The 24,610-nt window shown below is 45.3% G+C and carries 28 protein-coding genes; 9 read left to right on the top strand and 19 right to left on the bottom strand.

Annotation, left to right across the window (positions count from 1 at the left end; translation table 11 throughout):
* Positions 1-5 precede the first annotated feature (5 nt).
* Complete coding sequence (locus ACYCSE_RS12705) at positions 6-440, bottom strand: hypothetical protein (RefSeq protein WP_459702418.1); 435 nt, start codon at positions 438-440, stop codon at positions 6-8.
* Between the two features lie 290 nt (positions 441-730).
* On the opposite strand from ACYCSE_RS12705, the gene ACYCSE_RS12700 reads away from it, so the two are divergent.
* Positions 731-1,195: a MarR family winged helix-turn-helix transcriptional regulator gene (locus ACYCSE_RS12700; protein WP_013369372.1), complete on the top strand. Its 465-nt coding sequence runs from the start codon at positions 731-733 to the stop codon at positions 1,193-1,195.
* A 176-nt stretch (positions 1,196-1,371) separates the two neighbouring features.
* Here ACYCSE_RS12700 and ACYCSE_RS12695 read toward each other — a convergent pair whose 3' ends face one another.
* The 10 genes from ACYCSE_RS12695 to ACYCSE_RS12650 form a co-directional block, all read right to left on the bottom strand.
* A complete protein-coding gene (locus tag ACYCSE_RS12695) occupies positions 1,372-2,964 on the bottom strand; it encodes a glycoside hydrolase family 32 protein (RefSeq protein WP_459702417.1) in 1,593 nt (530 codons plus the stop codon).
* 106 nt (positions 2,965-3,070) lie between these two features.
* Entirely contained in the window at positions 3,071-4,570 is a 1,500-nt protein-coding gene (locus tag ACYCSE_RS12690) for a glycoside hydrolase family 68 protein (protein ID WP_322172392.1), read from the bottom strand.
* 608 nt (positions 4,571-5,178) lie between these two features.
* Complete coding sequence (locus ACYCSE_RS12685) at positions 5,179-6,693, bottom strand: MDR family MFS transporter (RefSeq protein ID WP_322162793.1); 1,515 nt, start codon at positions 6,691-6,693, stop codon at positions 5,179-5,181.
* Between the two features lie 215 nt (positions 6,694-6,908).
* Positions 6,909-8,426, bottom strand: a complete 1,518-nt coding sequence (locus tag ACYCSE_RS12680) for an ABC transporter ATP-binding protein (protein WP_459702512.1) — start codon at positions 8,424-8,426, stop codon at positions 6,909-6,911.
* A 56-nt stretch (positions 8,427-8,482) separates the two neighbouring features.
* On the bottom strand, positions 8,483-9,070 hold the full coding sequence (locus tag ACYCSE_RS12675) for an ECF transporter S component (protein WP_235307211.1): 588 nt from the start codon (positions 9,068-9,070) through the stop codon (positions 8,483-8,485).
* Between the two features lie 157 nt (positions 9,071-9,227).
* Positions 9,228-9,986, bottom strand: a complete 759-nt coding sequence (locus ACYCSE_RS12670) for an energy-coupling factor transporter transmembrane component T family protein (RefSeq protein ID WP_459702415.1) — start codon at positions 9,984-9,986, stop codon at positions 9,228-9,230.
* Positions 9,970-10,566, bottom strand: coding sequence for a GNAT family N-acetyltransferase (locus tag ACYCSE_RS12665; protein WP_459702414.1), 597 nt, complete (start codon positions 10,564-10,566; stop codon positions 9,970-9,972). Before ACYCSE_RS12665 ends, ACYCSE_RS12670 begins: the two co-directional genes overlap by 17 nt.
* Before the next feature lie 163 nt (positions 10,567-10,729).
* Entirely contained in the window at positions 10,730-11,614 is an 885-nt protein-coding gene (locus ACYCSE_RS12660; protein ID WP_459698730.1) for an IS3 family transposase, read from the bottom strand.
* On the bottom strand, positions 11,569-11,883 hold the full coding sequence (locus tag ACYCSE_RS12655) for a helix-turn-helix domain-containing protein (protein ID WP_025722639.1): 315 nt from the start codon (positions 11,881-11,883) through the stop codon (positions 11,569-11,571). The genes ACYCSE_RS12660 and ACYCSE_RS12655 overlap by 46 nt, the downstream gene beginning before the upstream one ends.
* 118 nt (positions 11,884-12,001) lie before the next feature.
* A complete protein-coding gene (locus tag ACYCSE_RS12650) occupies positions 12,002-12,295 on the bottom strand; it encodes a hypothetical protein (RefSeq protein WP_061831300.1) in 294 nt (97 codons plus the stop codon).
* A 339-nt stretch (positions 12,296-12,634) separates the two neighbouring features.
* On the opposite strand from ACYCSE_RS12650, the gene ACYCSE_RS12645 reads away from it, so the two are divergent.
* Positions 12,635-13,114 carry a GAF domain-containing protein gene (locus ACYCSE_RS12645; RefSeq protein WP_025719270.1) on the top strand — a complete coding sequence of 160 codons (480 nt, stop codon included), beginning with the start codon at positions 12,635-12,637 and terminating at the stop codon, positions 13,112-13,114.
* A 90-nt stretch (positions 13,115-13,204) separates the two neighbouring features.
* Entirely contained in the window at positions 13,205-13,678 is a 474-nt protein-coding gene (locus ACYCSE_RS12640) for a hypothetical protein (protein ID WP_069291072.1), read from the top strand.
* 65 nt (positions 13,679-13,743) lie between these two features.
* On the opposite strand, the gene ACYCSE_RS12635 is transcribed toward ACYCSE_RS12640, so the two are convergent.
* The 3 genes from ACYCSE_RS12635 to ACYCSE_RS12625 form a co-directional block, all read right to left on the bottom strand.
* The gene (locus tag ACYCSE_RS12635) at positions 13,744-14,508 is read right to left on the bottom strand and encodes a MerR family transcriptional regulator (RefSeq protein WP_459702413.1); all 765 of its coding nucleotides are present in this window, start codon (positions 14,506-14,508) and stop codon (positions 13,744-13,746) included.
* A gap of 263 nt (positions 14,509-14,771) precedes the next feature.
* Entirely contained in the window at positions 14,772-15,143 is a 372-nt protein-coding gene (locus ACYCSE_RS12630) for a MerR family transcriptional regulator (RefSeq protein ID WP_069291070.1), read from the bottom strand.
* A 44-nt stretch (positions 15,144-15,187) separates the two neighbouring features.
* A complete protein-coding gene (locus ACYCSE_RS12625; protein WP_459702412.1) occupies positions 15,188-15,433 on the bottom strand; it encodes a hypothetical protein in 246 nt (81 codons plus the stop codon).
* A gap of 240 nt (positions 15,434-15,673) precedes the next feature.
* On the opposite strand from ACYCSE_RS12625, the gene ACYCSE_RS12620 reads away from it, so the two are divergent.
* A complete protein-coding gene (locus ACYCSE_RS12620) occupies positions 15,674-16,138 on the top strand; it encodes an AbrB/MazE/SpoVT family DNA-binding domain-containing protein (protein WP_061831296.1) in 465 nt (154 codons plus the stop codon).
* Between the two features lie 368 nt (positions 16,139-16,506).
* Positions 16,507-17,028 (top strand): hypothetical protein, encoded by a 522-nt coding sequence (locus ACYCSE_RS12615; protein WP_459702411.1) that lies wholly within the window; start codon positions 16,507-16,509, stop codon positions 17,026-17,028.
* 168 nt (positions 17,029-17,196) lie between these two features.
* Here the strand turns inward: ACYCSE_RS12615 and ACYCSE_RS12610 are convergent, their stop codons facing one another.
* Positions 17,197-17,316 carry a hypothetical protein gene (locus tag ACYCSE_RS12610; protein WP_196765471.1) on the bottom strand — a complete coding sequence of 40 codons (120 nt, stop codon included), beginning with the start codon at positions 17,314-17,316 and terminating at the stop codon, positions 17,197-17,199.
* A gap of 504 nt (positions 17,317-17,820) precedes the next feature.
* Complete coding sequence (locus ACYCSE_RS12605) at positions 17,821-18,387, bottom strand: NAD(P)H-dependent oxidoreductase (protein ID WP_459702410.1); 567 nt, start codon at positions 18,385-18,387, stop codon at positions 17,821-17,823.
* Positions 18,388-18,789: 402 nt separating this feature from the next.
* Here ACYCSE_RS12605 and ACYCSE_RS12600 point away from each other — a divergent pair, with 402 nt between their 5' ends.
* The 4 genes from ACYCSE_RS12600 (at position 18,790) to ACYCSE_RS12585 (ending at position 21,340) form a co-directional block, all read left to right on the top strand.
* Complete coding sequence (locus tag ACYCSE_RS12600) at positions 18,790-19,701, top strand: helix-turn-helix transcriptional regulator (RefSeq protein ID WP_165178961.1); 912 nt, start codon at positions 18,790-18,792, stop codon at positions 19,699-19,701.
* 88 nt (positions 19,702-19,789) lie between these two features.
* Complete coding sequence (locus ACYCSE_RS12595) at positions 19,790-20,140, top strand: nuclear transport factor 2 family protein (RefSeq protein WP_061831292.1); 351 nt, start codon at positions 19,790-19,792, stop codon at positions 20,138-20,140.
* A 33-nt stretch (positions 20,141-20,173) separates the two neighbouring features.
* Positions 20,174-20,461 carry a DUF1330 domain-containing protein gene (locus tag ACYCSE_RS12590; protein WP_165178959.1) on the top strand — a complete coding sequence of 96 codons (288 nt, stop codon included), beginning with the start codon at positions 20,174-20,176 and terminating at the stop codon, positions 20,459-20,461.
* Between the two features lie 84 nt (positions 20,462-20,545).
* The gene (locus ACYCSE_RS12585) at positions 20,546-21,340 is read left to right on the top strand and encodes an SDR family oxidoreductase (protein WP_336077976.1); all 795 of its coding nucleotides are present in this window, start codon (positions 20,546-20,548) and stop codon (positions 21,338-21,340) included.
* A 111-nt stretch (positions 21,341-21,451) separates the two neighbouring features.
* Here the strand turns inward: ACYCSE_RS12585 and ACYCSE_RS12580 are convergent, their stop codons facing one another.
* Genes ACYCSE_RS12580 through ACYCSE_RS12570 form a run of 3 tightly spaced genes read right to left on the bottom strand, consistent with a single transcriptional unit; the run spans position 21,452 to position 24,579 of the window.
* Positions 21,452-22,870 carry an aldehyde dehydrogenase family protein gene (locus ACYCSE_RS12580; RefSeq protein ID WP_459702409.1) on the bottom strand — a complete coding sequence of 473 codons (1,419 nt, stop codon included), beginning with the start codon at positions 22,868-22,870 and terminating at the stop codon, positions 21,452-21,454.
* 41 nt (positions 22,871-22,911) lie between these two features.
* Positions 22,912-23,340: a universal stress protein gene (locus ACYCSE_RS12575; protein ID WP_235307195.1), complete on the bottom strand. Its 429-nt coding sequence runs from the start codon at positions 23,338-23,340 to the stop codon at positions 22,912-22,914.
* Positions 23,341-23,367: 27 nt separating this feature from the next.
* Entirely contained in the window at positions 23,368-24,579 is a 1,212-nt protein-coding gene (locus ACYCSE_RS12570) for an MFS transporter (RefSeq protein ID WP_459702408.1), read from the bottom strand.
* Positions 24,580-24,610: the final 31 nt, after the last annotated feature.

The raw sequence follows: 24,610 nt of genomic DNA, 5'->3' as shown, positions 1-24,610 counted from the left end.
CAAAATCAGATATGGATGCTTCCAGAAAATCCATCCACTTCGTCTTCAGGTTGTTGATCAGAGCTGACGTTGTGCTCCTCCATCGTATTAGTGTACGTTTGAGAGGAGCCATTTTTATAAGCTTCGCTCCAGTCTTCGTTGATCGTGTGTGCCGGGATAATCCAATCTTCCGGGCTATAACCTGGATGTTGTACACCTGTATTTCCTTGCAAACCGGGATATTGATCCGGTTTAGAGAAAAGAGTCCCTACCTCAATCATGCTTCCTTCATAGGCTTGGCAAATTTCCAATGCAGACAGCACATCCTGGTTCTCAATATGAACACTGAGACCTGTGTCACCATTTGTGCTGGCAGAGTATCCAATTTCCTTTAATGTTTCACAGGCTTGGACGGCTTGCTGCGGATCACGAAATTGAAAACGGAAAGAACCTGTATCCATGTGTTTCATCTCCTCTGAAGTAGCTTATTTGGTTAATTGGGGTTCATCAAGCTAGGTATGTTATTTTTAATATAACCAACCGGAACAGTATTTTTACATTCAAAACCTTTATTTTTCAAAAATTTACTTTAAAGCTTTGAAATTAAATAGTTAAAAAAGCAGCTACTGTGACAAATCGCATGTTTTCGCTACGTAAATCCCTTTATGCTAGTAACAAGGGTATGGTTGCCCGGTCATCCGAGCCGAGCGGTCAAAGGATGCCCAAATCCATACATAAAGGCGGAATGAAGATGATAGATTACCGAACATTGGTGACACAGCAATCCATGCATTTGTATAGCGTGTTTGCCAAGTCATTCAAAAGTGTAAACGAACATGCGGTTGCTGGCATCAAAACGGTGGGCTTCAACCCAACGGCCTTCGCCGTGATGGAAGTTTTATATCACAAGGGCGCACAGCCAATCCAACAAATTGGAGCAAAGTTGCTTCTTCAAAGCGGAAATGTCACTTATGTTATCGACAAACTGGAAAGCCGCGGTTATTTGCACCGTCACCCGTGCGACCAAGATCGTCGGATTATATATGCAGAATTGACGGACGAAGGACAACGTGTCATGGACGAAATTTATCCTGATTATACACGTCAGATTGAACGTGCCTTTAGCGGAATCAGTGAAACCGAAAGAGATCAACTCATCGGCTTGCTCAAAAAATTGGGCCGTAGCGCTGATAACTTGTCACCTTATCACAAATAGAATGAATAGTAATTTTAGCAACTAATCGTTTGTGAATAAACGAACAATCTTATAGCTGTGCTAAAACGAAAATTTAGATTTACACAGAAAAGTCCACCCTTATATTCATGGGTGGACTTTTTATATACCAGAATAGAGCGAAATATGCCTAAGCTTACGAATAGCATAAGTACCTGCTATCGGCTAAAATGTTTGACCACTACATTGTTAAACACTGCCGGACCGCCATCGGAAAAAAGAGTAATTTTCTGATCCTCTAATCGTGGGAATATTAAGGAGGAATAAGCTACTTCTCCACCATCTACAAACACTTCAATGCTGGTTTTATCGACGAGAATGTTCAGGTGGACCTTTTTCTTATTAGCATCAAAAGGCGCCTTGCTCTCTACATATTTTCCACTCTGATCCGGCTGCCCGGTGTTGGCTCTATTTACGTAGGAGTATTGACCGTCCACTGAGACACCCACATCGACATGACGCTTGCCATCCGTCGACTCTCGAAGCCTCAATCCTACATTTTTAATCGTGGACCAAGATACATCCGCCTCTAACTGATAGGCATCGCCTGCTACCGGAAGACGGTGAGCACCCTCTACTTTAATCGTTCCTAATGATTTTTTGGATGTTTGGAATCGCTCCAAATGGGGTACCGGCTGTGAAACCAAACGATATCCAGCATCTGCCGTAACTTTTAGTCGAATTTGGCGAACAATCGAATCCATTCCATTAAAGCCTTCCTTTAGGGTAGGCGTGTTATTGGCATAATCCCAATTATTCATCCAGGCCAGAGCATAACGGTGGCTATATTTATCTTTATCTTTTCCTTCCTCGAACGTAACTGCACCATACCAGTCAAACCCATAATCCAACCACTCAGGTTCACTGTGATTAGGGAGAAATGCTTCTCCATTAAAATCTCCCGTCCAATAGGCATACGTGTTGGGTCCGCCTGTTGATTTGCTATTGGCGCTCACACCCAGAATCCATTGATAGGTTCCATTATCCGCACGCATCCGGTAAAGGTCAGGACATTCCACAAGCCCAATATTTTCCGTTTGAAAGCCGCTCGTATACCGCCAATTCTTTAAATTATCAGACTCATAAAAGCCAATCTTCGTTCCCTCTGCCATGACCATCACCCATTGATTACGTTGAGGATCTCGGATGATTTTGGGATCTCTGAAGTCCTTTGTACCGGGGTTGGACATCACAGGCTTGTTGCGGTAAGAAGTAAACGTCTTGCCTTTGTCCTTACTGTACCACAAAAATTGTTCCTGCTTTCCGCCATCTGCGGAGGGCTGTGTCACAATGGCTACCAGCGTGCCTTTTCCAAAACCTGCGGTATTATTATCATCGATCACGACCGAACCGGACCAAGGATCTCCATTCGGGTTCGTATATTTTGGAATCGCCACCCCTTCATCTTTCCAATGAACCAGATCGGTGGATGTGGCATGTCGCCATTCTGTACCGTTCTTTTTGGGATAATCACGATTATATAAATAGTAATAATGATATTTTCCATCCATATAAATAGGCCGTTGAGGATCATTCTTCCACTTATCCGGAACGGTAAAATGATAGGCTGACCGGTAGGTCGGTGTTGTTTGCTTACTTTGATTCGCTTGATTTTTTGGAGTTGCAGCAGATTTTTGGGGTTTGCCTGCATCCTGTTGGTACATACTCCAACCCATAGCTATAAATATAGTTAAGCCTGTGATGATTACAACGGATCGTATCCAAATATTCTTGGGAGCTTTTTTTCTCATTATGACGATCCTCCTTACCTCTCATTGCATCGTTATGTATCGTCCGATGGACGACAGATCGGGTTGCTACCAAGCTGCCGCCTTCGGACATACTGCTTATACCTACTTATTTCTTGCCATACTCATTTTGGGGTTCTTTTTTGTCCTTTTCTGGATCAATCGTGATTTGCCCTTGTTCCAGAATACCGTTTTTCACAACAGAGGTTTTCGAACCTTTAATATTCAGCAGGAAGCTTGGCGCGAAAGTAGATTTGTGATCCGGGAAAAGCCCTCGATTGGTCATATAACTCGACACAACTACGTTATTGCCTTTGCCTTGCGGGATAGCAAAATGGGCATACGTCCAGGTAATATCATCACGATCCAGATCCTGATGAAGAACGAGACCGGTTCCATTCAACGGTTTATAAGGCCCTGTCAAGGAAGTAGAAACATAACCCAGCATGTAAATATCATCGTCACCGATCGCATCTACAGTCACCTTGGAACCTCTTGTACTCGTAAATAAATACCACAAACCGTTCATTTTAAACACATTCGCCCGTTCAATTTCATCTGTTACCAGATTGGATGCAATCAAAGGAGGCATTACATTTTTCAACGTATAATCATCATTCAATTCAACGATACCCAGTGCGCCGTTCGCCAACTCAGCTCCCTTTTTCTTAGGACTTTGCAGCAGGTTTTGTTGCTCTTCCGTGAAGAATTTCTTATTGCCGCCATAATAAGCTGGGTTTTGAATCGAATCTTCGCCCTGATAGCCTGTTTCTGTCCCTGTGTTGGCTTCAAATATAATATATTTGTGGCCTTGATCCTCGACATAGTGAGGGTCTCTAAAGGTATGATTATCCATATCCACTCCGACGCTTTGCTGTACATTTTGATAGATTTTCCCATCTCCACCGTCATAGATCGATTTCAAATCCTCGACTCCATCTATTTTCAGTGTCTTATCATCAGGCTGAGAGACATTAATTTGAGCTGTGCTCAAGGTTTGCTTGCCGTATAAATTGTTATTCGGATCATATGGCTGTCTGCTGGTATAGAATAAACGTACTTGTCCATCAGAGGTTAAGGTAGCTGAACCTGACCATTCTTCTGACTGATTTTTTAGAATTGGATCGTTGGCAAGCAGTTTATCATTGTCTTTAAATACTCTGCCAGCGTTTTTCCAGCCGCTCAGTGAAGTATTGCCCGCTTTTTGATAGAACAGGTATATGAATGTATCCTCGCCTCTTTTAGGATCGCCTGCCAGTCCAAAAACGATATTGTACCCCTTGTAATTGGCTACTGTGCCATCGGCATTTTGTAAAGGCCAAGAGTCCCAGACATCGAAATCAATCAGCTTGCCAGAGCTGTCGCGACCCATAGCAGAAGGAATATTCTTAATTGTAGACGCATCGAAGGACGGAACCTCATATTTCTCTTTGCCTTGCTGTTTGAAAATATTCAGCATGTCATCACGCGTAATTTGCGTAAATGCATTGTCTGTTTTGAGATCAGATGCATCATTTTCCTCGGCAAAAGCCTGAACGCCGCCTCCTAACAGCAAGGTAGTTGCTACTGTTGCAGTGGCTGCTTTACTGAACCATTTGTTAAACTTCAAGTACTCCATCTCCCTTAATCTAATTATGCTTCTAGACTTGAAACCCAACTTTTTGGTTGGTAGGGCCATTTTATATGGTATGTCAAACGATTGATATAGACTAAAAAGCCCTATTATGTGAGGTGAGAAAACAGGTTTCTCTATGAATTTCATCCTCATATTTTCCTAGTAATTTTCTGAAAATTCCTTTTTTTTCATTCCTATTACATTCAGAAATATTTGCTACTTGATTTTTTTCCGTGACCCATTTTGCTAGGTTGGTTGCTTCATTCACATGCAAAATCGTTCTAAAATAAATCATACAAAGCCCGATTTGTAAGCGGGTTCAAAAAAATGGTTCCTTAGTACCCTACAGCTCAATGCAGAAACATATTTTTTGTTACAATTTCTTAAGACTTTTTTACCATTTTGTAACCTATACCTATGAATATGTAGCAACTCTAGGGGGTTTTTATCTCCTTTTTGTATACTGGGGAATTTATCGGTCCTATACGAGGTGGCTATTTTGCTGAATCAGTAGGAGGAGAGACCATTGCATAAAGAGACAGCCCGGACCCTTATTTGGTGTACCGGACTGTCTCTTTATCATGAAAGATTTATATTATTTTTTATGCGTGTTCTCTTTGTGGTGTCTTTACGCGCTGATCTGCCTCTTCTTCCGTACCTGGTGGACGGTTCCGCAGTCCGAGGACGACAAACCAGCTAATAACTGCAATAACGACCATGATAACGAACAGGGAATGCAGACTGTTTTCCAGTACAGAACGAAGTAATCCGGCAACCTTGTCACTTAGACTCTGTGAAGCATGCGGGGCCAGCAGACCATTAATATCCTCCTGCGTAACCCCTTGCTGAGTTAGCTGTCCATCGGCTGTCTGGGCAGCGATGCGATAGTTCAGCCATGAACCGAAGGCTGCAACCCCAATCGTTTGCCCCAACGTGCGCAGGAATGTATTCAAAGCTGTAGAGGCGCCACGCAGCTGGAACCCGACCGAGGACTGGGCAATAATCGTAAACACAGTTATCGAAAAGCCAAATCCCAGTCCATACAACAATGTAGACAGGAACAGCAGCCAGATCGGAGCCGTTTGGCCCATCAAGGTCATGACGAAGGCACCCAATACAATCAGGGTCAGCCCGATCAAAGAGGTTCGACGCGAGCCCAGGGTCAGCAAAATGCGTCCTCCGATCATGGAGCCAAATAGCCAACCTACGGACATTGGAGCCAAGGCGAGACCAGATGAAGCGGCATCTCCACCGTGTATACCTTGAATCCATAGTGGAAGATAGCTAGTCAGGCCGATCAATAGAGTGCTGACTAACAGGGCTGCGGCACAGGAAAAAGCAATATCCCGTATCCGAAATAGCTTTAGTGGCACCATCGGTTCCTGAGCGCGTTTTTCGATAACCAAAAACAGAATCAGGAACAAAATGGCTACGGCAGCCAAGGCCAGCAATTCAGGAGAAGCCCAGCCGATATACTGCCCACCCAGTGCCAATACGAGCAAGAGGGCCGTCATCCCGATGGTAAAGGTAACCGCTCCCGGCACGTCAATACGTGCGGTACGCTTGCTTACCTGTTCACGCAAGTAACGGGCGATGAAGAACATAGCCAGCAATCCAAAGGGGACGTTAAAGCCGAAAATCCACTCCCAGCCAAAATAGGTAACCACATAACCACCCAAGAGAGGCCCGATCAGGGAAGAAATTCCCCATACGGAGCTGATCATGCCTTGGACTTTGCCGCGTTCCTCCATTTTGTATATATCACCGATGATGGTAAAGGTAACGGGAATGACACCACCCGCACCAATCCCTTGTATAGCCCGGTAGATAATAAGCTGCTCCATACTACCAGCCATCATACAAAGCAACGAGCCAAGTACAAACAACGAACAGCCGATTAAAAAAATGGGTTTTCGGCCAAACAAATCGCTAAGCTTGCCGAAAATGGGCGTGGTCACAGCCATCGTCAGCAAATATGCCGTGAAAATCCAACTGAGCAAATTCACGCTACCCAGCTCGCTAACAATCGTCGGTCCCGCTGGACCGATAACCGTTCCTTCAATTGCGGCCAGAAAAGTGGCCAATAGAACACCTGTCAGCACGAGTCCGCGCTTCATGGGTTTATCGTTTCCCAAGCAAATCACAAATCCTTCCCTTATAAAAACTGTGTTGTATCTGTGCGGTTTGCCTTTCCAGAATGGATTATTACCCGCACCGCATAATCGTAAACAGGCGGCCTATATAGGCCGCCTGTTTTGTACGATGTATATATATTATTGTCTACATATCGTTAATTTTTGTCAACTATAATCGTATGATAAATCCCACTATTTTACATTTTATAGAGATGGCCCTCTTCCATGCACAGAACATCGCTGGCAAAGCTTTCAGCTACCTGCATATCGTGGGTGATGACCAGAAAAGCCGCACCTTCGGCAGACTGCTCTGTGCACATACGGAGCAGAATATTCGCTCCTTCGTAATCCGTTCCTGCGGTAGGCTCATCCAAAATGTATAGCTTTTTGGGCAAGATGAACTGTGCTGCAACGCTCAAGAGCCTTTTTTCGCCTCCACTTAGCAGGTACGGGGAGGCATCCAGTCTGTGCTCCAGCCTGGCGGAAGCCAGTAAGCGCTGTGCCCGTTCCACATATGCGGCGGGAACCGGCTCCCCGGTCCGTAAACCAAGCTTGGCGCGCACGCTGTACAAGCATTCCTCCCACACCGTTGCAGCTGCAAACTGATGCTCTGGTTGCTGGAACACATAGCCGATTCCGGCAGCCAGCTGGTGAATTGGCAGCTTCGCCATATCCTGCCCCTCCCACCGCATGCACCCCTTCGGTGCTGGGAGTAGACCCATGAGCAGCTTGCCGAGCGTGGTTTTACCCGAGCCGTTCTCACCCAGCAGCACGGCTCGTTCACCGGGCGCAAGAGCTAGGCTCACGCCCTTTAGCGCTGCCCGTTGGCTGCCAGGATAGGTGAAGGTCAATCCCTTCACCTCCAACAACGGCTGCCCAGCGCGGTCCGCTGCTGAGCCGGGATTCACCCCCGGCTCACGCGGCATGTCTCCCCTCCCTGCGGGAGAGGGGAGCAGCCCCAAGGCGGTCAGCTGCGCACCATGTTCGCGCAGCAGCGTTTCGGGCGGACCCTGCATCTGCACAGTCCCGCCCTTCAAGACGATGACGCGCTGTGCTGCCCGCGCGCCATCGTCTATGCGGCCGGACGCGGTAACTACCGTCCGGCCCTCGGCATGGAGCCGCCGACATAGCAGGGCAAAGTCGCGTACAGCCGGCGGGTCCAACTGCGCCGCTGCGTCGTCGAACACGACCAGCGGCGTTTCCAACGCCAGTACCGCAGCAATCGCGGTGCGTTGGCGCTGGCCTCCCGAGAGGCGCCGCACGAAGGAGTCGCGCTCGGGAGCTAGGCCGACGGCCTCCAGCGCAGCGGCAATGCGCTGCGCTATTTCTGCCGGAGGCACGCACAGGTTCTCCGGCCCAAAAGCAATCTCATCTTCGACGATTCCCTGCACCAGCTGGGCATCCGGGTCCTGTAGCACCACGCCGACAGTGGTGGCGACAGTAGCCAAATCAGCGGTATCGGGGTCCATCCCGTACACGGTCAGCTCCCCCGTCCGTTCGCCTTCCCCGGAACGGGACAACCCGCCATGAAGCAGTTGACATAGCGTAGACTTTCCACTTCCGCTGGCTCCGACAATGGCTACATGCTCGCCCACCGCAATGTCCAGTGTCAGACCATGTAAAGCTGGCTCCACCTGGTCATCATACCGATAGCCAAAATTCTTCAAGGATACGGCTATTTTACTGCTAGACTTATAATCGCTATGTTCATTCATAATTGAAATATCCTCGATCCCCATTGTTGAAGATATAACCACATGTATAGCCACGGCTATGCACGTGAAGCGCGTCCCAGTTCAAAACGTTTTAACAGTCCCGTACGATTTAAGGCATCGCCCAGCACTTTCGTTAGCAGACCGCACAGGACAATGCCGCTCAGGATACGAACGACCAGTGCAATCGTCAGCACCTTCCACCCCCAATGCATATAACCAAACATATTGGCTGCGACAATAAACCACAGCGGAACCATAGCCCCACCCACTAGCATCAGCGAAACTGCGTTCCAGCGTCGATACCGCAACAAGGCAAATACCAACTCAGCCGCAATCATATAACAGACAGCCGCCGCGATAATAGAAGCAATTCCATAGGCAGAGCCCATAAAGGATTGCACCACCGCGCCAAATGCATAAGCAATAACCGCCGTACCCGGCTTACGAATAATATAATAAGCCAACAAGCCGTATATCATGTACAGCCCGACAATTGAGGAAGTAGCGATAGGCCCTCCCAGACTGTTTAATGTTTTGTTAATGAGCGACAAATACACGGTCATGACGCCGTTCAACGTGGCCAGCATCGCCATGAGTACGATATCCAGCGTTGTAAACTTTGCAAACATACGAGATTCCTTCATATGTATTTCTTGACTCCTCTCCCTATCTAATCTATAAGATTACAGCTCTGTTCCTTGTACAAGCTGCTACTGTATAAATGTATTCATCTGCGGCCTTATTGTCAACCTAATTATATTCAACAGGTTGACAATAAGGCCAAAAATAAGAGGCTTCACTTTATAAGCTCCACCATAAAACAGCTGTAGTTAATACAGCAGTCACCGCACATAAGTTGCCTAAACGCCCATTGTTCAGTGTACGAAGATATGTCCGTTCTGCATAAGCACCGAAACCTTTGCCCTCCATAGCCAGCGCCGTCTGCTGAACCCGTCTTACAGCATTCACCAACACGGCAGCCGCATACCCGCTCCACCATGATAACCGATTGCTCCACCCTCGTGGTGGTTCCTGTCCACGAACACGCCGTGCTGCCATAATTGTTCTCCCTTCTTCTTCCAATAAGGGGAGAAACGTCAGTGCCACCGAAATACCGAACGCAAACCGATAAGGAACACGCAAGCGCAGATTCAATGCCTGCACAAAATCTCGGGGATCGGTCGTCGAGAGATAGATATAAGATGCCAAAAACAACACAAAAATCCGCAACGTTAACGCCCCTGCGATGTCCAGCCCCTCTGCTGTAATGACAATGGGTCCCCATACAGCCACGGTATGTCCTTCTCGAATCGCTAGGATAGACAATATAAAATACGGAATACCTAAACCAATCAGGAACGACATAGCCCGAAGTTGGCGTGATAATGGCAAACGTGCGCCCAAGCCAGCCACAGCAATCAGCACAGCCAAGAGTGCTGCTTCCCGCAGCGTCGAATCCCAAGCCATCGACAGGAGGCTAAAACATCCCACCCATATTAGCTTACTTAACGGCCCTAACCTGTGCAGCGGCGACGAACCGCCGTTATACTGAAACAGCATTTCGTTGTGCCTCCAGTCTGAGCCATTCTTCATGCAGTAAAGAATACATCAGCATATCCTTAAAACCTGTAGATGTATGCTGTACCTGCCGCAACAGTCCTTCCTGTGTCCAGGACATCGAGGAAAGCAGGGCTTGCGAGCCTGTATTGCGCGGGTCCACCAGCGCTTCGATCCGATTCAACCGAATCGTGTTATACCCGAATGACAGCACCAAGCGTAGCGCCTCGGTCATGTAACCCTGTCGCCAATAAGGCTTGGCTATTTCATAACCAATCTCGGCTTTATAAGCTCCCTCCGTCTGCCAATAATTAAAACCACAGCTTCCAATCAACTTCCCATTCTCCTTCAGCTCTATTCCCCAGCGCAGCGCATCCTCCGTCTTCGCCAGCTCATTCAACAGCTCAATCATATCCTCTGCGTCCTCACGTCCTGACATACCAGAAAGGTTCATATAACGGTGAACCTCCGGGTCAGACCAGCAAGCGAACATTGTAGCCGCATCCCCGCTTTCCATCCTTCGCAGCCGAAGACGCGCACTTTCCAGCAGTGGTATATGCCCCTTACATGCATATGCACACATGTTCAATCATCCTTCCAGCATTAAAATGACAATAAATATACGCTACATTTAAGCATACACCTCCAACAAACACAACCTTCTTTAAAGCTGAGAAGCTTTTATATATAAATAGCCCTCCTGTTCCTTGGTCAAGCCCCCATTTTATAGACACTGAAAAAAGCCCCTAGGCTATAAGCTGCTTCCGATACTCTTTCGGAGGCAGCTTATTTAACTTTCGTTGTGGTCGACTTTGGTTGTAAAATCGAATATATTCTTCTATTCTCCTTTGTGCCTCGTCCATATTTCGGATATCATAGGGGTAGAGCCCTTCCGTTTTGAGATGCGAGAAGAAGCTCTCCATCGAGGCATTATCATAACAATTGCCTCGGCGAGACATGCTGATTCGGGCGCCAACCTTTGGCAGCATGTCATGGTACGCATGGGACGTGTACTGGAATCCCTGGTCGCTGTGAACGATGAGGCCAGTCACGTCTTTTTGCTGTTTAAAGGCTTGTCGAAACGTCTGTAAAACCAGTTCGTTATCATTTCTATGGCTCATCTGGTACGCGATAATTTCGTTATTGAACAAGTCTTTAATCGCAGACAGATATAGCCAGCAATCCCCCACACGATATTGCGTGATATCTGTGACCCATTTTTGGTTAGGTTTGTCCGCCTTGAAATCCTGTTTTAGCAGATTTTTCGCCACACGACCTTTCGTAGAGGAAGCATAGTTGCAGCGATGTTTCCGGCGAATTTGTGAGCGGATTCCCAAGAACTGCATGAGCCGGAGTACCTTTTTATGGTTCATCCAGACTCCGTGATCGTGCTGCAAAAATAGTTGAATTTGGCGATAGCCGTAGACCCCGTTATACTGCTCATACACTTTCTTCACAAGTGCTTTCGCGTCCCGATCTCGATCTGCTCCTCTACGCTTTAAGAAGGCGTAATATCCACTTCTGGAGACTTTGAAAAGCGTACACAGTTTGCTAATAGGATAGTCTTTCGCAGCTTTCTCAATGGTTATATATTTGTGTGCTTCATCTCCTGTATCCAGATTTCCAAACACTTTTTTAGCATGTCATTTTCCCGTCTCAGCTTCTGTACATACCTATCCTGGTCGATATACTCCTTACGCCGTCCTCGCTGGTCCATTAGCCCGAATTCACCGAGTTGCTTGTATTTGCGCATCCATTCTTTTAATCGATGTCGATCTGCGATCCCAAACTTCTCCATGAGTCTACGATACGTCCAACCTTCTTCAATATGGAGTCGTATGGCCTCTACCTTGGTTTCAAACGTATACTCGTTAAACTTTGTTCCCTTTTTCGCCGGCATAAAAATGCACCCCTTAGATTTCATCGGATAAACCAGGGGTTTATTCCAATGTCTATTCTAAGGGGTGCACTTCACCTAGGATTAGGAATTAGAAGGGCATCTTCTATATTATAAGAGATTAAACTGTGGTGCGCGTCGGTTTCTTCACAACATCCTTGTACAGTACGCCCAGCATCGACTGAATTTCCTGTAATTCATCGATCCCTGCGCCGGTAATGCTGAACATATCATCATGCGGTGTCAGAAAGTTTTCCTGCGTCAGGTTTTCAAGCTCCTGCTTGACCTCACGTTCTCCTACACGGTAACCGCGCTCTTCCAACACAGGTTGAATATCTCTTACCGTGAGATCGTTCTGATGTGCATAAGAAAGCATCTGTATACGGATAAACAAGTTCTGAACATCTGCATGCATAATTGTAACTCCTCCCTGGCCTAGGCCACCATGTTACACTGTTTTTACCCATAGAGGATAAGCTGGAAACAGATGAGGACAACCCTCGCTGAATTGCTTTCTATATTGTTTGCCCCGCTAAAACGTATAGCTTTCCCTTCCCAAAATGATTCTGTACAGAGGTTAGAGTACGGAGAGTACGAAAAGGTTACAGAGTGATTTTCCACTTGACTGAATATATACAATCGTTATATCTTGAATTAATTAACCAATGGTAAAAGCGAATTGGATAATTACCTATTTTTTACGATATATACAACACTTAATGTAAAAATTTAATGTTAGGAGCGTGAACCCTACATGTTTCAAGCTATTCCTTACGAAGGCACACGTCATGAACAATTCGAATCGGTTCTCGGACAACTCCGGGCACTTATTCATGATGAATCCAATACCATTGCCAATCTGGCAAATGCTTCAGCACTACTTGGTCATTTCCTTCCAGATATTAATTGGAGCGGTTTCTATCTTTATGATGGCACTGAGCTTGTACTTGGTCCTTTCCAGGGCTTACCTGCATGTATACGGATTCCATTAGGACGTGGCGTATGCGGTACCGCAGCAGCAGAACAACGAACGCTTGTTATAGATGATGTACATGCGTTTCCAGGACATATTGCCTGTGATGCTGCTTCCAATAGTGAAATCGTTATTCCGCTTGTCAAGAATGGGGAACTGATTGGAGTGCTGGACATTGACAGCCCGCTAAAAGGCCGCTTTGATCACGAAGATCGCGTATTCCTAGAGGAATTTACGGCTATTCTGGTAGCCAGCCTATAACCAAAAATAGCGCATATATATCGTCTTCCTTCGCCACAATATAGGAGGGTCTGAAACCCAAAACTATCCGGCGAAGGAGATTGATGATTCATGTACAACAACATGGCTCCACAACAACAACTTCATCAATGTGAACAAATCATGCAGCAATTGGTACAACAAACACAGCAAGGAACTGCTATGTATCAGCAGTTGCTGCAACAGGAACAACAAAATGCATCCAGTCTTGAAAGCCTGGTGCAACGTGAACGAAGCGCAGCTCAAATGATCCAAACTGCAATTCAGCATCACCAGCAGGCTATGCAACAATACCAGCAAGTGATTCAACTGTGTAGTCAGTTGGAAAACTCCATCCGTTCCAGCAACCAAATGACTCAGCCTGGATTTGGCGATAGCTTTGCTTCCCGCAGTATGCAACCAACCTCCTTTAATACAGGTAGCCACATGAATAACAGCTTTCCGCAACATATGGGAACGACTGGACAACATTTCGCAAGCAGTGGCATGCAACATTACGGAAACAGCAGTCAGCAAGGCATGAGAACAGCACAAAGCAGCATGTAAGCTGCTTTACACACAAAAAGGGTGAACAGCAGGCCATCGGAATCGGCTTGTTGTTCACCCCTTTGTTAATTTAATTCCCGTTCGGCTAGAACCTTCATCCCGTCTCGCAAATATTCAGCCAGTCCGGGGCGATAGCCTTCATACATTTTATTGAAATCCTCATGCTCCACATACAAGTCTCCCAGCCCGCTATAAATTTCTGCTGTAGGGGTATAGAATCGGCTTACCCATTGAAGATGACGGCGGATTAGCGCCTGTACCTCTTCACTGTTATGCTTCAATCCTTTATTCATGGCTTCTGCCAGCCGCCGATGAATCTGATCAGCCTCTGCCTGCGAATCCAAATAATCCTCTTTGCTCCAGTTCTTCGTCGCCGTCTTGCTCTCCTGAATTGTTTCCTGAGCCTCTTGACCATAACGGTCTGTCAAATCACGTTCATACATTTCCTGCTTTTCCCGATTAAATCCTTGGTACATGTGCTCTGGTTTCATTGCTTTTTCCCCTTTCAAATGAGCCACCGTTTCGTCGATGGTCTGTAGGAGAGTATGCAAGCGGAAGACTTTGGCCTCGACCTTGGCTCGATGCTCCTGCAGAACCTCGGTCTTTTGTTCCTTGGTTTGCTCCAGCACATTTCCAATTTCAGATAAAGGCAAATCCAGTTCCCTGTACATCATGATTTGCTGAAGCCTCAACAGTTGTTCCTGCTCGTAATAGCGATATCCATTATTTCCAATATGATGCGGTTTCAGCAATCCGATTTCATCATAATAATGCAAAGTTCGTACGCTGATTCCCGACAGATTAGATACTTCCTTCACCGTATAAGCCATTCCGCTTCACCTCCCTTGTTTGACAGTCTACAGTCTCACGTGGCGTGAGAGTCAACGCCCCCACTCGCCCACCTTGGTACTACACTTTTACCCTGTCAGCGAGTTGTGAACCGCCCATTTGCCAACCATTTTCCATACTTACGACCTAGAATCTGCATCTTTAGAAATCTATGCAAAAAAGCCCTCCAGCACGTATTCTCAAATATGCTGGGGGCTCCATATATTCGATTTGACTTTACCACTATTTACAGATCATACGATACCTAAGAGAGGCTTTTCCCCATAACCACATGATCATAAAAAGCTATCTTTTGAATAATTTTCTCCAAATTGTGCTGCGTTTGTGCCACATGTTCTTCTACTTTCTTTTTGTGGGCTACAAGGAAGTCTCTTCTCTCTTGGATTGTGGCTTCTCCTTTTACATTTAGCTCAAGGTATGCCTTAATTTCTTCAATGGTCATCCCTGTATCTTTCATAGCCATAAGGAACCTAATCCAATCGATTTGTTTTTCGGTATATACCCTTCTTCCACCTTCATCCCGACCCACATCAGGTAATATGCCTTCTTTTTCATAGTAACGAAGAGTAGATGCGGGCAATCCGCTCTTCATTTGAACTTCTTTAATGGAGTACATAGTTATTCCCCTCCTCGTTCTTTTATTTTCTCTTCAAGTCAGCTTTAACGATAAGTATAAGTTTTCATAGTAAAGAGTGCAAAATTAAGATTCCTACTACCTTGCAGCAGCGAGGCAACCTTCTTATGGCCCGTTAGTCCGGATAGAAAATAGAACGTAGGCATTTGTACCTCATAACGAAAATCGTTGACATGACTGATAATATCGTCCACAATCTGGTCGGTCTGGAGACCTTCACGTGCTAATCGAGTTAATACCCGCATCGCCTTATACTGCGTCCAATCGTACACACCAAACGCCACCTCATACAGCATGGGAATCAATTGCCAACTAGAATAATCTTTATGAATATATATCGGAAATTTTTTATAATCTCCTCAACACGTTTCTCTCAATAACAAAACATATTTTGGAAATTACTTGTATACTTTTCAACAGTTTACTAAATATATGCGATTGCTTCTCTAAGCCTATTCTTTTTTATCATAACTATTTAGTATTATAAGGATATAAAAAAAGGAGGTTATCATTTGAAAAGTACAGGTATGACACGTCCCCTAGATGCGTTAGGCCGCATCGTTATTCCCAAAGAAATGCGAATTTCCATGGATTATAATGTGGGTGATCCTGTTGAGATTTTTGCAGATGAGGAAACTGGTATTCTCGCCTTTCGAAAGTACACTGGGGTGACGTGTAAAATGTGTGGTTCAACAGAACAGTTAACTTATTTTAGAGACAGCTTTATTTGCGGGGAATGTATTGAAAGTTTAAAGAAGGGGATAAATTTCAGCCCTATCCTAAGACCAGCCAAATCAGCTTTATCCAACTCACAACGATCTAATAAAGAGTCCAAACGTCTGCGGCGATCGACACAACAGATGATCGAAAGTCTAAAAGAATTAATGCAAAAACACCCCAATGCAGCACAACACGAATATGCCAAAATACTTGAGGTTTCCCAAGCCCGTATATCCCAGCTCAAAAAAATGCTCTAACTACAGCTTGATACCCTACATAGATATACACCAGTGATTTCATCATGTGCAGCTACTTTTGAACCGTGATACGCAGCATCATAGCTAACCGACAAAACGCATGAACGTCCATGCGAAAATTCCACACTAGGTATAAAGAACCACTGCATGACTTGCAAGCGATAACGCCTATAAGCAGAAGGCTGTGCTACATTTAATAATGATTCCTGAATTAAAAAATGACCTTCTTTAATCTGAGAAGGTCATTTCATTTATTTATTCATTTTTCTACGGTAGACCACCCCATACTTTTCCATTTCGTCAGCTTTTCGTAATTTCATTACATCTCCTCCTCATAAAAAATAGTATTCGTTATAGGAAGAGAAAGGATGCGTGAATCTAATATGAACAAACCTGCTCAAATTATTTCAATACTTCTACTTTCCGTAAGTGTAAGTGCGTTTGCTGGTTGTGGAAAGCAGGAAACAACGGATACATCTACCAATGAAACAGTACCAACAACCTCAGAAACGGTAGTAAAAGAAGGAATAGATCAATCAGCCGACCTGCAAAGCTTAGACGAGATCAAATGGAATGATGTTAAAGACCCTCTTATTGAGGATGCCATGATAACAAAACTCAAAGTAGCAGTAGCTGCCTTCGTGTCAAAAGATTTGGATCAATTCCATGCTGTGCTAGGTGCAGACGTTGGAACAGGTCACGATTACCTCTTCGATCATCCGGTGAAGTTTACTAGTATTGCCGAAGCTGTAAAAGAAAATAATCGGATATTGATACCTGTTGTAGGGGAACGACTGAATAATGAAGAAGGATTTTCACCCGATATACGATATATCTTCTATTTTGAAAAAGATAAAGATGGCGCATGGCAAATTGTTTCAATTGATTAACATGCTAGGACTTATAAGAATGAATCCACTGTTGAAGGAGGATAAAAATGTATAATTTTATAGTCCCCCCAGTAGAACCACAACAGTAGGATCTACTGTGAAGGTATCTACATGAAGTTTGATGTTCCTTTTCCATAGATTCTACTGTATGCAAGGGCAGACTTTATCTTATATTTCTAATTTCTCTTGAGTAATAAAAAGAACAGGAATCAAGAATATCGATGATAATAATAGTTGTACAATCGTGATTTCCAGTCCATTCATATTCCTAATGAATTTGTTGATCAAAGTCAGGATTGCATAAAAAGTTGCTGCAATAAGTCCATATACGATACCAATCAAATGATTGCCTTCTTCTCCGTTACTCGCGCTCTGTAAAATTAAAATCAACCCGAAAAGGGCAGCACAGGCGCATATAGAACTACAAATGAGTAACCTCTCATTTTATTGAAGTCAACTTCAAAAATAATTAAAGGCAGCCGTTCAGAAGGGATGGGCTGCCTTTTTTAATTAACGGGCTGACAATAGGGATCGTTGCAAAATTCAATTTAAAGGAGAGATACACACCTTGTCTAAACATTCTTCTCATCGTTCGATGGGGTCGTTACAACCACATTTTGCAACCACTACTGAAGTGAGTAATGTTGTTAATCTATGGGGAATATTTACTGTGAATGGTAAACAGATCGTTGCTTAAAGGCATCGCCTGTAGATGCACGCGATGCCTTTTGGGTTAGCCACTGGCTACTTCGATTCACCTAATGCATAATCCTCTGGCTCTGAACATAAATATTAGGCTTTGCTGGCCATGTCTGCAATCTGGCGAAGCCACTTCTTACGCGTATCTTCATCAGATTGGGGTACCGACTCGAAAAATAGATGATACATGATATCAAGTCCACAATATTCAAATATGCCTTTGTCAGACGTCAAGCGAAGAGCTTGATCCATACCATTGCTGGCATATTCCGCATGTGATTTTCCTTGTGTATTGAGGATAATGGCTTTCTTACCCTTGAGTAATCCCATCTGCACTCCATTTACATATTTATAAGCAAATCCGTAAGAGAATACGCGGTCTATATACCCTTTCATAATGGCTGGCATCCCCGTCCACCAAATCGGATAAATAAGGGTGATTACCTCTGCCCATTGCAAAAATTCCTGTTCCCGTACAACATCTTCTCCGATTCCTTCAATGACCTCCCTGCTGCTAATCACAGGTTGAAAGTTGATTGCATATAGATCACGAACAACCACATCATGTCCTTTTTGCTTCAGCCCCTCGACTGCTGTGGTCAAAATTGCATGATTAAAGCTTCCCTCGGATGGATGTGCGTAAATAATAAGATGCTTCATGTTCTCTCCTCCATTTACTTTAAAATAAGTGATTGATCAATTACTTAACTTCGTACTCCTTCAATTAACTGAATATGCTCAATCCATAGTTCCGATAAAGATACGTTCAGTAAACTTGAGCGGTATCCTGCTCATGAATATCACCTCCGTTGCTTGTTACTACAGTTAGTGATTGATCAATTACTAATGATTGGCCTCAGTATAGTTTATTCCTTTTTACTTTGCAAGTGCTTTTTGTTCAACTTGTCAAAAAGATTATTTAAAGATCTGATCCCAAGGCAGTGTTATTATCGCTGTTCAAAGAAAATAAAGTCTCCCAGTTGATGTCTATTAAGGTGTGATGTCAATAATCACTTAATATGACATGTTATAAGGTGTATGCTACCGAGAGAGGTGAAGCGTATGCCGTTAAGCAGACATTTTGAAATCGTTTATATGTTACTCCATAAGAAAAAAGTGACTGCTGATGAATTGGCAGAGCATTTTGAGGTTTCCACACGAACGATTTATCGGGACATAGATACCTTAAGCGCAGCTGGGATTCCCATCTACAGCAGTAGAGGCAAGGGGGGCGGAATATCATTGATGGAGGGTTATGTCTTTAACACCTCTTTACTGTCCGAGCAGGAACAAGATGATATCTTAATGGCCCTTCAGAGTGTGGCTACAGCTACCATCCCACAGGTAGAAGTAGTGCTAAACAAGTTGAGTAGGCTTTTTAAAAAAGACATGGGAAACTGGATCGAAGTAGATTTTTCGCCATGGGGAAGCCAAAACAGCCAGAGACAGCTATTCACTCTTATACGCAACGCAATAATCACAAACCGTGTTATAAAGTTCCGCTATTATAACGTCGCCGGGGAACAGAGTTATCGTAGCGTCGAACCTGCCAAGCTCTTGTTTAAAGATAAATCCTGGTATGTGGAAGGTTACTGTTTAAATACCGAAAGTCATCGTGTATTTAAGATTAGCCGAATGAAAGAGATTGCAGTTACCGAAACTAGTTATGAGCCAAGAACAGTCGTAGCATCTACAGATACAAAGATGAACGACTTGCTTCATACCATTGAAGTAACTCTTCACATTTCTGCTCAAGGAGCTTACCGCGTATACGATGAATTTGCCGAGAAAACAATTACTCAGAAGGAAGACGGCTCTTATACCGTCACAGCACAATTTCCTGTAGGCAATTGGCTGGACAGTTATCTGCTGTCCTTTGGTCCCCTCCTTATAGAGGTTAGCCCCGAACAAGTACGTACAAGAATATTGTCTCATTTAGAAACGATGAAAAGAAATTTAAATGATCCTCTATAATATGACACCATGTAGTCATATTATTACTGCTATGATGAGTTTGAAGTTATCGCTCACAACATACTCACCATAGGAGGTTGAAGGATCAATGAATCCACATAGAACCCTGCCACCGGCAGTAGAAACTTATTTTACATCAGCGAACAAATCCCAGCTTGAAGTACTTACTTCCGCTTTCGATAAAGATGCGTTGATCTTGGATAATCATCGCGAAATCAAAGGTATGGAAGCCATAAAATCATGGTGTGAATCAGAAATATTGGGGCCGAATGTCACCTTTGAGATCGTGGATATGGATGACAGTAATAATACCATCGTCGTAATTGCGAAAGTAGACGGAGACTTTGATAAATCAAATCTCCCCGATCCACTCCTACTTAAACATCAATTTCTAGTAAACAACAATAAAATTAAAGAACTGATTATTACACTTCCATAAAGGTATTAAAAAAATAAGAAAGGGACAACGAATATGCCCGCTTATGTTGTTTTTATACGTGAACAGAGTACCGATCAAACTGAACTCCAACTCTATTCTGAGTTGGCACCGGCAGGTTTGGCGGGACATTCCGTCAACCCCCTAGCAATGTATGGCGCATACCAAGTTCTCGAAGGACCCGCTATTGAAGGGCTGGCCATCTTGGAATTTCCCACTTTTGAGGAAGCACAAGCTTGGTACTTTAGTCCAGCCTATCAAAAAGCCCTAAAACATCGACTGCGCGGAGGGCGGTACCGGGGTGTCATTGTCGATAGTTTGTAAGGTTCGCAAGACAAGTGAACTCGAAGTGGAGATACCTAGAGGTATCTCTCAACCACATTGTAGAATTTAGGAGGAATTATTCGCATGAGTTTTCAATTAGAAAGCATTTTAAGTGAGTTTAAAGGCAAAAGGGCCTTGGTCACAGGCGGTACCAAAGGAATGGGAGAGGCTATTGCTAAGAGACTTACAGCTGCAGGTGCTACCGTAATAACTACGGCTCGAACTACTCCAGCTAATTTAGAAAATCCAGACCTGTTTATTCCAGCCGATATTAGTACGCCTGAAGGTGTAGATAAAGTAGTAAACAGTGTTCTTGAGCGCCTAAGCGGTGTAGATATTCTTGTCAACAATGTTGGAGGCTCGTCAGCCCCATCCGGGGGAGCTCTTATCTTGACAGACGAGCATTGGCAGCAAACTTTTAACGCCAATCTGTTTGCTGCCGTCCGTTTAGACCGTGGACTGCTGCCGGCTATGGTGGAAAAGGGTTCCGGTGTTATAATTCATATTTCATCTATTCAACGTCGCTTGCCGCTATATGATGCAACATTGGCCTATGCTGCAGCCAAAGCAGCTTTAACTACTTACAGCAAAGGGTTATCCAAGCAGTTTTCGCCTCAAGGCATTCGTATTAATACAGTTGCGCCAGGCTTTATCGAAACGAAGGCAGCACAAAGTTTGATTGATCGGATTGCTGAAACGACAGGTGACCGAGAAAGTGCATTAAAGCAACTGATGGACTCGTTGGGAGGAATTCCAATTGGTCGTCCAGGACTACCAGAAGAAGTCGCTGAGCTTGTTGCTTTTCTGGTATCCGACCGGGCCGCTTCAATTACAGGAAGTGAATATAATATTGACGGTGGAACAGTTCCAACGGTCTAAAACTTTATTTTCATCTGAAAATCGCGCAAAAGGTGAAAAAAAGCCCATCTAATGAGCAGACATACGCAAAACGTATTATCTATGTCCTTCAGATAGGCTTTTATATAACTACTACCGTTTAATAACGATCAGCTTTGTTTCCAGCATCTCTTCCATGGCGTACTTTACGCCTTCGCGTCCAGTGCCGCTTTGCTTCACACCACCATACGGCATATGGTCGACACGGAAGCTTGGAATGTCATTGATTACCACGCCGCCCACCTCAAGCTTGTCCGCTGCATCCAGCGCGGTCGTGATATCACGCGTGTAAATTCCCGCCTGCAGGCCATAAATCGAATTATTCACATGGTTTACGGCTTCATCTATAGAGCTAACAGAATGAATCAGCACAAGCGGGGCAAACACTTCACGACAGGACACCTTGGCAGTCGGGTCCACATTAAGCAAAACCGTCGGCTCCAAAATACCTCCCTTGGCTTGGCCACCCAGAGCGATCCTTGCGCCTGCTTGAACCGCTTCTTCCAGCCACTCACGGACACGTTCGACATCCTTGGCTGAAATAAGCGCGGATACATCCGTGTCCGGCTCTAGCGGATCTCCAATTTTTAAACGTTGAGTTGCTTCTATAAAACGGGATACAAAGGTATCATACAGTTCATCAACAACGTAAATACGCTGAACCGATATGCACACCTGTCCCTGATTGGCAAAGGCTCCACTCACACAACGGTCGATGACCGCGTCCACATCCGTATCACGGTCGATAATAACGGCCGCGTTGGAACCCAGCTCCAGCGTGACCCGCTTCAAGCCAGCCTTGGAGCGAATTTCTGTACCGACCGCCGGGCTACCGGTAAAAGTGATATAGCTGACGCGCGGATCAGTGACAAGTACGTCGCCAATGGTTTTACCATCGCCGCTGATCACGTTAAGAGCGCCCGCAGGCAACCCAGCCTGCTCCAGCAGCTCCGCAATCAAGTAAGCCGACAACGGCGTCTGCTCCGCAGGCTTTAATACGACCGTATTGCCTGCTGCCAGCGCGGGACCCACTTTATGAGCGACCAGATTCATCGGGAAGTTAAATGGTGTAATAGCTCCGACTACCCCTACTGGTTCTTTGAGCGTGTAGGCCATACGACCCTCGCCGCCCGGTGCGGCATCCAGCGGAATGGTTTCCCCGTGAATCCGTTTGGCTTCTTCAGCTGCGAACTTGTAGGTTTGCACCGTCCGATCAACCTCCGTCAGCGCAGCCTTCCATGGTTTGGACGCTTCACGTGCAATGATGCGCGCTGCATCCTCACGCCGCTCTTCCAGCAGGTTAGCCAGCTTCTCCAAAATGGCTGACCGCTGGTGCGCTGGCATGGCCCGCATCTCCGAGCGTGCATCAGAGGCCGCTTGAATAGCAGTCTTGGCATCCTCTGACGTGGCCTCTGCCACCTCAGCAATGATTTCCCCGGAATACGGTGATTTCAACGTCGTGTACGATGAAGCAGCTTTCCATTCTCCACCAATAAATAAATGTTGCTGCATGCTTTTCCCTCCTTCTCTGGATATCAACGTTCTTTTACCATCTATTTTACCGTCAACACCGGACAAGGTGCATGCTGAATCACCTGATGGCTCACACTACCCAGTATCATTTCGGAAACAAGTCCTTTGCCCCGCGTCCCCATAATGATCAAATCCGTCTTTTCCTGCTTTGCACTTTCGCAAATGACACTGGCCGGATCACCGTGACCCGCCAGCATACGGTAAGATATACCCTGGTCCTTCAAATAGTCGGATGCAGGTTCTAAGATATGACGACCTTCCTCTTCGATCCGCTCATCCACATCAACCCCAACCGGCGGCTCATTCATGGATAAAGCCGGGTTTACATGCAATACAGTCAGATGCGGATTCCCCTGAAGCTGCTTAGACAACGTTTTGGCTGTCTCCAACGCCTTCATCGCGTGTTCCGAACCGTCAATCGCGACTAGAATATGTTTGTACTCGCTCATACTCTTTTCCTCCTCAGAAGTCCAATTTTAGTGTGCATCCACTTGAATATCCTGCATATGTCGACGACGTACGATCAGCACAGCTACACCAATCAGTACCATCAATGCTCCAAAATAAAACGGGGTTTCTGCTGAGTACCACTCTGACAGCTTCCCTGCAAGCCACGGCGAAATTGCCCCGCCCAAAAACCGCATGAAGCTGTAGGCCGCAGATGCTGTCGAGCGCTCCACTGGAGCAGCCTGCATAACAGCAGTTGTAATCAATGTATTGTTAATTCCCAGAAAAATACCAGCTACAATGACGGCGACAATGACAGTCGTTGGCGAACCAGCTATCGTCCCAATCGCCATAACACCTAAATCAATGGCAAACAGCGTCAGCATGATACTAATGGAAGATACCACGCTCAAGCGTGCTTGAATCTTCGGTGCTACAAACACCGAGGTAAAGGCCAGCATAATTCCCCAGCCAAAAAACACATAACCTAAACCATGCTCGTCCAGATTCATTACATATGGAGAATACGCCATCAACGTAAAAAATCCAAAGTTATATAACAACGCTACAATACCGAGCGTGAGCAAAGCCGGATAACTGAGCGCTTTGAATGGATCGGCTATGGAACCGCGTTTTTTGGGCTTTGGAATCGAAGGCAGCATAAACGTAATGAACAAAAATCCCACTACCATCAGTCCGGCTACACCGAAAAACGGACCGCGCCAGGAAATGGAACCTAACTCACCGCCCAGCAACGGACCCACTGAAATCCCAAGGCCCAATGCCGCTTCATACAAAATAATTGCTTTAGCTGTTCCAGAAGTGGACAGACCTACAATCGCAGACAACGCTGTTGCGATAAACAAAGCGTTCCCCAAACCCCAGCCTGCCCGGTAGCCCACAATTCCGCCAACTGTATTGGCTGTGCCGCCCAGTCCGGCAAACACAATAATAAGCAAAATCCCGGTTAGTAGTGTCCATTTGACACCCAATCGACTAGATACAACGCCCGTAATCAGCATCGCAACGCCTGTTACCAGATTATAGCTGGTGAACAGCAATGACACTTGGCTTTTCGTAGCATGAAGCTGATCGGCAATGGCCGGAAGAATCGGATCGACCAATCCCAGACCCATAAATGAAATAACACAAGCAAAGGCGACTGCCCACACCGCTTTGGGTTGAGACAGCAAGCCCGAGCGTTCTTTTAACTCTTCAGGTAATGCATGTTGTGAACTCATATTATGATGTTACCTCCACATCTGAATGTAA

Source organism: Paenibacillus sp. SEL1, assembly GCF_054602535.1.
The sequence above is the reverse complement of the archived record's forward strand: the minus strand, read 5'-3'. Positions and strand labels throughout refer to the sequence as shown.

What these genes read in the sequence shown, in the direction of transcription:
- ACYCSE_RS12705 (WP_459702418.1), bottom strand. Translation starts at nt 440, where the DNA reads ATGGATACAGGTTCTTTCCGTTTTCAATTTCGTGATCCGCAGCAAGCC.
- ACYCSE_RS12700 (WP_013369372.1), top strand. Translation starts at nt 731, where the DNA reads ATGATAGATTACCGAACATTGGTGACACAGCAATCCATGCATTTGTAT.
- ACYCSE_RS12695 (WP_459702417.1), bottom strand. Translation starts at nt 2,964, where the DNA reads ATGAGAAAAAAAGCTCCCAAGAATATTTGGATACGATCCGTTGTAATC.
- ACYCSE_RS12685 (WP_322162793.1), bottom strand. Translation starts at nt 6,693, where the DNA reads ATGAAGCGCGGACTCGTGCTGACAGGTGTTCTATTGGCCACTTTTCTG.
- ACYCSE_RS12680 (WP_459702512.1), bottom strand. Translation starts at nt 8,426, where the DNA reads ATGAATGAACATAGCGATTATAAGTCTAGCAGTAAAATAGCCGTATCC.
- ACYCSE_RS12675 (WP_235307211.1), bottom strand. Translation starts at nt 9,070, where the DNA reads ATGAAGGAATCTCGTATGTTTGCAAAGTTTACAACGCTGGATATCGTA.
- ACYCSE_RS12670 (WP_459702415.1), bottom strand. Translation starts at nt 9,986, where the DNA reads ATGCTGTTTCAGTATAACGGCGGTTCGTCGCCGCTGCACAGGTTAGGG.
- ACYCSE_RS12665 (WP_459702414.1), bottom strand. Translation starts at nt 10,566, where the DNA reads ATGTGTGCATATGCATGTAAGGGGCATATACCACTGCTGGAAAGTGCG.
- ACYCSE_RS12655 (WP_025722639.1), bottom strand. Translation starts at nt 11,883, where the DNA reads ATGCCGGCGAAAAAGGGAACAAAGTTTAACGAGTATACGTTTGAAACC.
- ACYCSE_RS12650 (WP_061831300.1), bottom strand. Translation starts at nt 12,295, where the DNA reads ATGCATGCAGATGTTCAGAACTTGTTTATCCGTATACAGATGCTTTCT.
- ACYCSE_RS12645 (WP_025719270.1), top strand. Translation starts at nt 12,635, where the DNA reads ATGTTTCAAGCTATTCCTTACGAAGGCACACGTCATGAACAATTCGAA.
- ACYCSE_RS12640 (WP_069291072.1), top strand. Translation starts at nt 13,205, where the DNA reads ATGTACAACAACATGGCTCCACAACAACAACTTCATCAATGTGAACAA.
- ACYCSE_RS12635 (WP_459702413.1), bottom strand. Translation starts at nt 14,508, where the DNA reads ATGGCTTATACGGTGAAGGAAGTATCTAATCTGTCGGGAATCAGCGTA.
- ACYCSE_RS12630 (WP_069291070.1), bottom strand. Translation starts at nt 15,143, where the DNA reads ATGTACTCCATTAAAGAAGTTCAAATGAAGAGCGGATTGCCCGCATCT.
- ACYCSE_RS12615 (WP_459702411.1), top strand. Translation starts at nt 16,507, where the DNA reads ATGCGTGAATCTAATATGAACAAACCTGCTCAAATTATTTCAATACTT.
- ACYCSE_RS12605 (WP_459702410.1), bottom strand. Translation starts at nt 18,387, where the DNA reads ATGAAGCATCTTATTATTTACGCACATCCATCCGAGGGAAGCTTTAAT.
- ACYCSE_RS12600 (WP_165178961.1), top strand. Translation starts at nt 18,790, where the DNA reads ATGCCGTTAAGCAGACATTTTGAAATCGTTTATATGTTACTCCATAAG.
- ACYCSE_RS12595 (WP_061831292.1), top strand. Translation starts at nt 19,790, where the DNA reads ATGAATCCACATAGAACCCTGCCACCGGCAGTAGAAACTTATTTTACA.
- ACYCSE_RS12590 (WP_165178959.1), top strand. Translation starts at nt 20,174, where the DNA reads ATGCCCGCTTATGTTGTTTTTATACGTGAACAGAGTACCGATCAAACT.
- ACYCSE_RS12585 (WP_336077976.1), top strand. Translation starts at nt 20,546, where the DNA reads ATGAGTTTTCAATTAGAAAGCATTTTAAGTGAGTTTAAAGGCAAAAGG.
- ACYCSE_RS12580 (WP_459702409.1), bottom strand. Translation starts at nt 22,870, where the DNA reads ATGCAGCAACATTTATTTATTGGTGGAGAATGGAAAGCTGCTTCATCG.
- ACYCSE_RS12575 (WP_235307195.1), bottom strand. Translation starts at nt 23,340, where the DNA reads ATGAGCGAGTACAAACATATTCTAGTCGCGATTGACGGTTCGGAACAC.
- ACYCSE_RS12570 (WP_459702408.1), bottom strand. Translation starts at nt 24,579, where the DNA reads ATGAGTTCACAACATGCATTACCTGAAGAGTTAAAAGAACGCTCGGGC.